Annotated in this window: 8 protein-coding genes and 1 pseudogene; 2 read left to right on the plus strand and 7 right to left on the minus strand. The window is 72.7% G+C overall.

Annotated features, from left to right (window positions below; genetic code table 11):
- Nucleotides 1-17: 17 nt before the first annotated feature.
- Genes sufC through KSNIM_RS12215 form a run of 5 tightly spaced genes read right to left on the minus strand, consistent with a single transcriptional unit; the run spans nt 18 to nt 4,655 of the window.
- Nucleotides 18-782, minus strand: a complete 765-nt coding sequence (gene sufC / locus KSNIM_RS12195; RefSeq protein WP_263103265.1) for a Fe-S cluster assembly ATPase SufC — start codon at nt 780-782, stop codon at nt 18-20.
- 6 nt (nt 783-788) lie between these two features.
- A complete protein-coding gene (locus KSNIM_RS12200; protein ID WP_095872751.1) occupies nt 789-1,106 on the minus strand; it encodes a bifunctional 3-phenylpropionate/cinnamic acid dioxygenase ferredoxin subunit in 318 nt (105 codons plus the stop codon).
- Nucleotides 1,103-2,341 (minus strand): Fe-S cluster assembly protein SufD, encoded by a 1,239-nt coding sequence (gene sufD / locus KSNIM_RS12205; RefSeq protein WP_263103266.1) that lies wholly within the window; start codon nt 2,339-2,341, stop codon nt 1,103-1,105. Before sufD ends, KSNIM_RS12200 begins: the two co-directional genes overlap by 4 nt.
- Nucleotides 2,342-2,395: 54 nt before the next feature.
- A complete protein-coding gene (sufB, locus tag KSNIM_RS12210) occupies nt 2,396-3,808 on the minus strand; it encodes a Fe-S cluster assembly protein SufB (protein WP_263103267.1) in 1,413 nt (470 codons plus the stop codon).
- Nucleotides 3,801-4,655, minus strand: a complete 855-nt coding sequence (locus tag KSNIM_RS12215) for a helix-turn-helix transcriptional regulator (protein ID WP_263103268.1) — start codon at nt 4,653-4,655, stop codon at nt 3,801-3,803. Before KSNIM_RS12215 ends, sufB begins: the two co-directional genes overlap by 8 nt.
- 165 nt (nt 4,656-4,820) lie before the next feature.
- Here KSNIM_RS12215 and KSNIM_RS12220 point away from each other — a divergent pair, with 165 nt between their 5' ends.
- Both KSNIM_RS12220 and KSNIM_RS12225 read left to right on the plus strand, forming a co-directional pair.
- A complete protein-coding gene (locus tag KSNIM_RS12220; protein ID WP_263103269.1) occupies nt 4,821-5,741 on the plus strand; it encodes an ABC transporter ATP-binding protein in 921 nt (306 codons plus the stop codon).
- A gap of 41 nt (nt 5,742-5,782) precedes the next feature.
- A complete protein-coding gene (locus KSNIM_RS12225; RefSeq protein WP_263107921.1) occupies nt 5,783-6,502 on the plus strand; it encodes an ABC transporter permease in 720 nt (239 codons plus the stop codon).
- A 63-nt stretch (nt 6,503-6,565) separates the two neighbouring features.
- On the opposite strand, the gene KSNIM_RS12230 is transcribed toward KSNIM_RS12225, so the two are convergent.
- Together KSNIM_RS12230 and KSNIM_RS12235 are read right to left on the minus strand one after the other, a co-directional pair.
- Complete coding sequence (locus KSNIM_RS12230; protein WP_263103270.1) at nt 6,566-7,828, minus strand: choice-of-anchor A family protein; 1,263 nt, start codon at nt 7,826-7,828, stop codon at nt 6,566-6,568.
- 791 nt (nt 7,829-8,619) lie between these two features.
- Nucleotides 8,620-8,807: pseudogene (locus KSNIM_RS12235) on the minus strand (hypothetical protein); the annotation flags it as partial.

Here is an 8,807-nt window from a genome sequence, read left to right on the forward strand (position 1 = left end):
GCCGGTATGAGTCGTCGTCACTCGGAAGCGCCGCCCTTCACGTAGCTCTCGTAGCCCTCTTCCTCCAGCTTGTCGGCCAGCTCGGCACCGCCGGACTCGACGATGCGGCCTGCCGCGAAGACGTGGACGTGGTCGGGCTTGATGTACCGCAGGATGCGGGTGTAGTGGGTGACCAGCAGGGTGCCGACCTCGCCGGTCGAGCGGACCCGGTTGATGCCCTCGGAGACGATGCGCAGCGCGTCGACGTCGAGGCCGGAGTCGGTCTCGTCGAGGATCGCGATCTTCGGCTTGAGGAGCTCCAGCTGGAGGATCTCGTGCCGCTTCTTCTCACCGCCGGAGAAGCCCTCGTTGACGTTGCGCTCGGCGAAGGCCGGGTCCATCTGGAGCGCGGCCATGGCCTCCTTGACCTCCTTCACCCAGGTGCGCAGCTTGGGGGCCTCGCCGCGGATCGCGGTGGCCGCGGTGCGCAGGAAGTTGGAGACCGAGACGCCGGGGACCTCGACCGGGTACTGCATGGCCAGGAAGACGCCCGCGCGGGCCCGCTCGTCGACGGACATCGCCAGGACGTCCTCGCCGTCCAGCAGCACCGAGCCGCCGGTCACGGTGTACTTCGGGTGCCCGGCCAGCGAGTAGGCGAGGGTGGACTTGCCGGAGCCGTTGGGGCCCATGATGGCGTGGGTCTCGCCCTGCTTCACTGTCAGGTCGACGCCGCGGAGGATCTCGCGCGGGCCGGTCTCGGCCTCGACGGAGACGTGCAGGTCGCGGATTTCAAGCGTTGCCATGGGGACTCAGGACTCCTGGTTGACGGAGACGAGCACATCGTCCCCTTCGATCTTTACGGGGTAGACGGCGACCGGCTTGGTGGCGGGCAGCCCGGACGGCTTGCCGGTGCGCAGGTCGAAGCTCGATCCGTGCAGCCAGCACTCGATCATGCAGTCCTCGACCTCGCCCTCGGACAGCGAGACGTTGGCGTGCGAGCAGGTGTCGTTGACGGCGAACACGCCCTCGTCGGTGCGGACCACCGACACCGCGACACCGTTGAGCTCGACCCGGCGGGGGACGTCCTCGGCCAGGTCGCTCAGCGAACACGCACGGAGGAAACTCATGCGACCGTCGCTTCCAGCTCGGCCTCGATCTTCTCCATCAGGTGGTCCTGGATCTCGGCGATGCCGATCTGCTGGACGAGCTCGGCGAAGAAGCCGCGGACCACCAGGCGGCGGGCCTCCTCGGCCGGGATGCCGCGGGCCTGCAGGTAGAACAGCTGCTCGTCGTCGAAGCGGCCGGTCGCGGAGGCGTGGCCGGCGCCGACGATCTCGCCGGTCTCGATCTCCAGGTTCGGGATCGAGTCGACCCGGGCGCCGTCGGTGAGCACCAGGTTGCGGTTGTGCTCGTAGGTGTCGGTGCCCACGGCGGCGGCGCGGATCAGCACGTCGCCGACCCAGACCGCGTGCGCGTCCTGGCCCTGCAGGGCGCCCTTGTAGACCACGTTGGACCGGCAGTGCGGGGTGTCGTGGTCGATGACCAGGCGGTGCTCCAGGTGCTGGCCGGCGTCGGCGAAGTACAGGCCGAAGAGCTCGGCCTCGCCGCCGGGCGCCGCGTAGGTCACCCGCGGGTGGATGCGGACCAGGTCGCCGCCGAAGGTGACCGCGACGGACTTGAAGGTGGCGTCGCGGCCGACCAGGGCGGTGTGCTGGGCGGCGTGCACCGCGTCGCGCTCCCAGTCCTGGACGGAGACGAAGGTCAGCTTGGCGCCCTCGCCGACGAGCAGCTCGACGTTGGCGGCGCGGGTGCCGGTGCCGGTGTGGTTGATCACCACGACGGCCTCGGCGAACGGCTTGACGTCGACGACCACGTGGGCGAAGCGGACGCCGCCCTCGCCGTGCACGTCGATCTTCACCGGCTCGGTGAGCACCTGCTCCTTGGGGACGGTCACCACCAGGGCCTGCTCGAAAGCGCTGAACGCCTGCGCGGCGACCCGGTCGACCGGCTTGCCGGCGGTGCCCAGGCGGGCGTCGTCGCGGCCGACGGTCTCGGCGGTGACGCCGTCCGGCAGGGCCAGCTCCAGCTTGTCCTGGCCGGTGGCGCCCTCGGCGGCGGTGCCGTCGTGCAGGCCGTTCAGGCGGTGCAGCGGGGTGAACCGCCAGTCCTCCTCGCGGCCGTGCGGCACGGGGAAGTCGTTCACGTCGTAGGACGGCTTGACCGCGACGCGGGCGTCGATCGGCTGCTGCACGGCGGTGCCGCGGCCGGTGCCGGGGCCGGCCAGCTGCGCGCCGGCGCCGGCGGTGCCGACCTCGATCGAACCGGCGGTGGTGGCACCGCTAGGGGTGTTGACGTCAGCCATGGCTGTCGTAGTGCTCTCTTCCTGGGGAACGGGACGGACGGGGGCGGCGGGGCGTCAGCCGACCGCTCCCTCCATCTGCAGCTCGATCAGCCGGTTGAGCTCCAGCGCGTACTCCATCGGCAGCTCGCGCGCGATCGGCTCGACGAAGCCGCGGACGATCATCGCCATGGCCTCCTGCTCGGTCATGCCGCGGCTCATCAGGTAGAAGAGCTGGTCCTCGCTGACCTTGGAGACCGTCGCCTCGTGGCCCATCGAGACGTCGTCCTCGCGGACGTCCACGTAGGGGTACGTGTCGGAGCGGGAGATGGTGTCGACCAGCAGCGCGTCGCAGAGCACGTTGGACTTGGCGCCGTGCGAGCCCTCGCCGATCTCGATCAGGCCGCGGTACGAGGTGCGGCCGCCGCCGCGGGCGACCGACTTGGAGACGATGGACGACGAGGTGTGCGGCGCCATGTGCACCATCTTGGCGCCGGCGTCCTGGTGCTGGCCCTCGCCGGCGAAGGCGATCGACAGGGTCTCGCCCTTGGCGTGCTCGCCCATCAGGTAGACGGCCGGGTACTTCATGGTGACCTTGGAGCCGATGTTGCCGTCGACCCACTCCATGGTCGCGCCCTCGTACGCCACCGCGCGCTTGGTGACCAGGTTGTAGACGTTGTTCGACCAGTTCTGGATGGTCGTGTAGCGGCAGCGGCCGCCCTTCTTGACGATGATCTCGACCACCGCGGAGTGCAGCGAGTCCGAGGAGTAGATCGGCGCGGTGCAGCCCTCGACGTAGTGGACGTAGGCGTCCTCGTCGACGATGATCAGCGTCCGCTCGAACTGGCCCATGTTCTCGGTGTTGATCCGGAAATAGGCCTGCAGCGGGATGTCGACGTGCACGCCCTTCGGCACGTAGATGAACGAGCCGCCGGACCACACCGCGGTGTTCAGCGCGGCGAACTTGTTGTCACCCGCGGGGATGACGGTGCCGAAGTACTCCTTGAAGAGCTCCGGGTGCTCCCGCAGCGCGGTGTCGGTGTCCAGGAAGATGACGCCCTGCTGCTCCAGGTCCTCGCGGATCTGGTGGTAGACGACCTCGGACTCGTACTGCGCCGCGACACCGGCGACCAGGCGCTGCTTCTCCGCCTCCGGGATGCCCAGCTTGTCGTACGTCGCCTTGATGTCGGCGGGCAGGTCCTCCCAGGACTCGGCCTGCTTCTCGGTGGAGCGCACGAAGTACTTGATGTTGTCGAAGTCGATGCCCGACAGGTCGGAGCCCCAGGTCGGCATGGGCTTCTTGCCGAAGAGCTTCAGGCCCTTGAGACGCAGGTTGAGCATCCACTCGGACTCGTTCTTCTTCGCCGAGATGTCGCGCACGACCTCCTCGCTGAGACCGCGCTTGGCGACCGCGCCGGCCTCGTCGGAGTCGGCCCAGCCGTACTCGTAGGTGCCCAGGCCCTCGAGCTCGGGGTGTGCGATGTCAGTCATGCGAATTTCCTCCGCGCGGACGAGCCGTTTCATTGGGGGACGTACCGGCAGTCGGCACGGCACCGGGCGCCCGCTCGGCGGACGACGGTGCGGCACCGGATGCCGGCACATAGGTGGTGCAGACCCCGTCGCCGTGGGCGATCGTGGCCAGCCGTTGCACATGGGTGCCCAGGAGCTGCGAGAAGACCTCGGTCTCGGCCTCGCAGAGCTGCGGGAACTGCTCGGCGATGTGCGCGACCGGGCAGTGGTGCTGGCAGAGCTGGGCGCCCGCCGGGGCCTTCGCCGCCGCGGCGGAGGGCACGCGCCGCACCGTCGCAGCGTACCCGTCGGCGCTCAGCGCCTCGGCAAGCGCCTCGGCACGGTGGCCGGCCGCGGCCTGCTCCAGGCTGCTCAGGTATTTCTGGCCCTGCTTGGCGAAGCGGGCCCGGGCGAAGGCGGCGACCGCCTCCTCGCCCGCCTTGCCGCCGCCCACCGACTCCGAGATCCAGCGCAGCGCGTCGGCGGCGATCTGGTCGTACGCCTGGTAGAAGGCGTCCCGTCCGGACTCGGTGAGGGCGAACACCTTTGCCGGACGGCCGCGGCCACGGCTGCCGTACACGCGCTGCTCACGGGACTCCACCAGGCCGGAGGCGGCCAGCGAGTCGAGGTGGCGGCGGACGGCCGCGGCGGTCAGGCCGAGGCGGCTGGCCAGGTCGGCGGCCGAGGACGGGCCGTGGTCGAGGATCGAGCGGGCGACCCGGTCCCGGGTCGCCCGATGGCCCTCCAGCAGGACCTCCGCCGCCGTCGCGGGCACGGCGCAGCCGGGGGCCGTCTCGGCCGCCCCGTCCTGTGCTGAGTACTCGCGCATGTTTTTCACAACACCATTGTTGCGTAATTCGTTCCGGTGGAACAAGCCGTGACCCACGCCTCAGCGGTGTCCTCAGTCACGCAGGCAAGGCTTACCTGGCCTGCGGTGACGGGCGGGGCGGCCCGGTGTCCGGAGCAGGCGGGCCGCCCTCTTACACTCGCCGGTATGCGACTCGAACCCGCCGTAGAGGTGGCCGGGCTGGTCAAGCGCTACGGCGAGAAGACGGCCGTCGACGGCCTCGACCTCACCATCGCCCGCGGCACCGTCACCGCCGTCCTCGGCCCGAACGGCGCCGGCAAGACCACCACCGTAGAGATCTGCGAGGGCTACCGCCGCGCCGACGCCGGCACCGTCCGGGTGCTCGGCCTCGACCCGGTCGCCGACGGCGCGGCACTGCGCCCGCGGATCGGCGTGATGCTGCAGGCCGGCGGCGTCTACCCGGGCGCCCGGGCCGTCGAGATGCTCCGGCACACCGCGAAGCTGTACGCCGACCCGCTGGACGTGGACGCCCTGGTCGAGCGCCTCGGCCTCGGCTCCTGCGGGCGCACCGCCTACCGCCGGCTCTCCGGCGGCCAGCAGCAGCGGCTCGCCCTCGCCATGGCCGTGGTCGGCCGCCCCGAGCTGGTCTTCCTGGACGAACCGACCGCCGGCCTCGACCCGCAGGCCCGCCGCGCCACCTGGGAGCTGGTCCGCGAACTGAGGGCCGACGGGGTGACCGTGGTCGTCACCACCCACCACATGGACGAGGCCGAGGAGCTCGCCGACGCGGTCGCCATCGTCGACCACGGCAAGGTCGTCGCCACCGGCACCCCCGAGGAGCTCTGCCGGGCCGAGGCCGGGGTGCGCTTCGGCGCGCCCGGCGGGCTCGACCTGGCCGGCCTGCGGGCCGTGCTGCCGGCCGGAGCGGTGGCCGTCGAGCACGCGCCCGGCTCGTACCGGGTGGACGCCCCGGTCGACCCGAAGCTGCTCGCGGCCGTCACCGCCTGGTGCGCGGAGGCCGGCGTGATGCCGGAGGGGCTGGCCGTCGGGCGGCGCAGCCTGGAGGACGTCTTCCTGGAGCTGACCGGACGGGAGCTGCGCTCGTGACCGACTTCTCACCGAGGCCGGGCGCCGCCCCGGTCGGCCGGATGCTGCTCGCGCAGACCGCGCTGGAGACCAGGATGCTGCTGCGCAACGGCGAGCAGCTGCTGCTGACGGTGATCATCCCGACCGTGCTGCTGGTGCTGTTCAGCTCGGTCGACATCGTCGCCGCGGACGGCCCCGGCAAGCGGGTCGACTTCCTGGCGCCGGGCCTGCTGGCGCTCGCGGTGATGTCCACCGCCTTCACCGGGCAGGCGATCGCCACCGGCTTCGAGCGGCGCTACGGCGTGCTGAAGCGGCTCGGCGCGACGCCGCTGCCGCGCTGGGCGCTACTCACCGCGAAGACCGGCTGCGTGCTGGTGACCGAGGTGCTACAGGTCGCGCTGCTCACCGTGATCGCGCTGGCGCTGGGCTGGTCGCCGCAGGGCGACCCGCTCGCCGTCGCCGGGCTGCTGGTGCTCGGCACCGCCGCCTTCTCGGGCCTGGGCCTGCTGATGGCCGGCACGCTGAAGGCGGAGGCCACGCTGGCCGGCGCGAACCTGGTCTTCGTCCTGCTGCTGCTGGTCGGCGGCGTGGTCGTGCCGCTGTCGCGCTTCCCCGAGGCCGTCCGGCCGGTGCTGGAACTGCTGCCGATCAGCGCGCTCTCGGACGGGCTGCGCTCGGTGCTGCAGTACGGCGCCGGGGTGCCCTGGTCCGACCTCGGGGTGCTGGCCCTCTGGTCGGTGCTGGGGCTGGCCGCGGCGGCGCGGTTCTTCCGCTGGGAGTGAGTCCCGGCGCGGCGGTGCCCCCGTACCCCTCGGGTGCGGGGGCACCGCCGTGTCCGGGGCCGGTCAGGCGCGGCGCCGGCGCACGGCGAGGACGATGCCGCCGCCCGCGGCGAGCACCAGGACGCCGCCGACCGCCAGCGGGATCACACCGTCCGCGCCGGTGAAGGCGAGGCCGCCGCCGGTGGTGCCGCCGCCGCTCGCGGGCGGGGTGGCCGGGGTGGAGCCGGAGGGCGTCGGGGACGGGCTGCCGCCGCCGGTGGTGGTGCCCCCGGTCGAGGTGCCGCCGACCGTCGTCGTGCCCGTCGTTCCCGTCGTGCCGGTGGAGCCGCCGGTGGTGGCGGGCGGTGTGGAGCCCGAGGGCGTGGGCCTCGGGGTGTCGGTGCCGGGCAGGCAGCCCTCGAACGGGTAGTGGTGGGTCTCGGCCCCGCCGCTGCCCTTGAGCGACTTGGCGATGACCGAGCCGTTGACGGGGCCGCCGGAGCCGAGGTCGACGGCGGCGTTCGGCGCGAGCACGCTGCCCGGCCAGGCGTTGCCGCTGTTCTTGACCACCTTGGCGGCGGTCGGGAAGTTCCACAGCAGACGGGCCCGGACGGCGCCGCCCGCCGCGGACTGCGTCTTGTCGTCCAGGACGTACTTCCGGGTGCCGGCGTCCCACAGGAAGAAGCCGGTGGTGTGCGCCGCCGCCTGGTCGTAGCCGTCACCGGTGACGCTGACCACGGTGACCGCGCCGGTGGGCACGTGCAGGTAAACCTCCTTGGCGCCCTGCAGCTGGGCCGCCGTCAGGACGAAGGCGTTGAGGCCGGGGTCGGTGCCGGTGAGGGTCAGGGTGTCGCCGGCGGCCTTGATCGCGGTGCCGGGAGTGGTCCGCGCGGCGAGTTCGGCGGAGACCGCGCGCAGCTTCGCGAACTCGGCGGCGAAGTCGATCGGCGAGGCGCCGTGCACCACCTTGCCGCGGTGGGCCTCGGCGGTGCCGGCGAGGGTGCCGCCGTAGACGCCGTTGCCCTTCATGACCTGGACGCTGCCCGTGATGCCGCCGGCCACGACCAGGGCGTTGCCGCCGGGCAACGCGGCGACCTGGGCGTCCGCCAGCTCGTTGCCGACCGAGAAGCCGCCGCGGAAGTCGGCGTTGCCGCCGACCGCGACGGCGCCCTCGGCGTCCGGCGAGTGGGTGTCGTCGCCCTCGACGAACTCGCCGTAGAGGTTGGCCGTGCCGAGGCTCCGGCAGCTGCCGCCGACCGGGGCGGCGTGCGCGGCCGGGGCGGAGAGGGCGCCGAGGGCGAGGGAACCGCCGAGCGCCAGGGCGGCGGCGGGTCGGGATATGCGCATGGGAAGAGGGGCTCCGCGGAGAGAGTGGGAGTGATCAGTGCGCACTCTCCCGACCCGCCGGGCCATTGGTCAAGACCAATGCCCGGAGTGCGCCGATTGCACCGGTTTCCGAGGGGAGGCCCACGGGGGTCGGCGGCCCGCCGACCCGACGGCCCGTCAGTCCCGCGGCGCCGGATACCCGAAGCCGTGCGCGCCGATGCCCTTCTTCACCGCCGCGGCGGCGCCAGGCGAGCTGTCGACCCGGTCCGTCCGGTACGTGCTCGTTCACCGGGCAGCCGCCGCTGATCTCGGAGACCGGGGTGGCCGAGGGCGCGCGCAAGATCCAGCAGGTCGACGACCTGTTCGGGGGCGCGGCCGGCACCGGCGGGCCGATCGGGCTGGTCTGGCGACCCGGTCCACGTAGCCGCCGCCTGGGCAGCACGGGCGCGGCGACACCGAGGAGTGCTGGTCGGAGACGTGCGGGGCCCACACCCGGAGCGCGTTGGAGACGCCCTGCTCCGTGAACACGTCGGGGACGTGCTTCCGGGCCGGACGAAGTCCTCCACGGTGGCCTTGCCCGACCCCCCACGGGTTCCAGCCGCTGTTCATCTCCGGCGCGAGGGCGATGGCCACCGGGCTGCGGCAGCCGGCCACCTGGTCGGCGAAGGCCGAGGCACTCGTCCCGGTCGCCGCCGGCGATCGAGGCGAGCGCGGTCGAGCCCGGCACCCCGGAGACCACCGGCACCTGTCCGTTGTCCCGGAGCGCCGAGTGCCCGGCCGCGTCCAACGGCGCACCCCACAGCAGGCGGTACTCACGCAGGCCGGGCTTCTTGCCGGTCTTCGCCGTGAACGCGGTCACCGGCCCGAGGTCGCCCCGGACCGCCCGCGGAGGCGACGGCGAGCATCCGCCCCTGCGGGCTGCGCAGCAGGGCGGCGTCGTACGGCTCCGGGCCGCCGGCGGCCGGCGAGGCGCTCGCCGTGTCGCCGCCGCCCTCGCCCT

The organism is Kitasatospora sp. DSM 101779, assembly GCF_025655475.1.
GTDB lineage: Bacteria > Actinomycetota > Actinomycetes > Streptomycetales > Streptomycetaceae > Kitasatospora.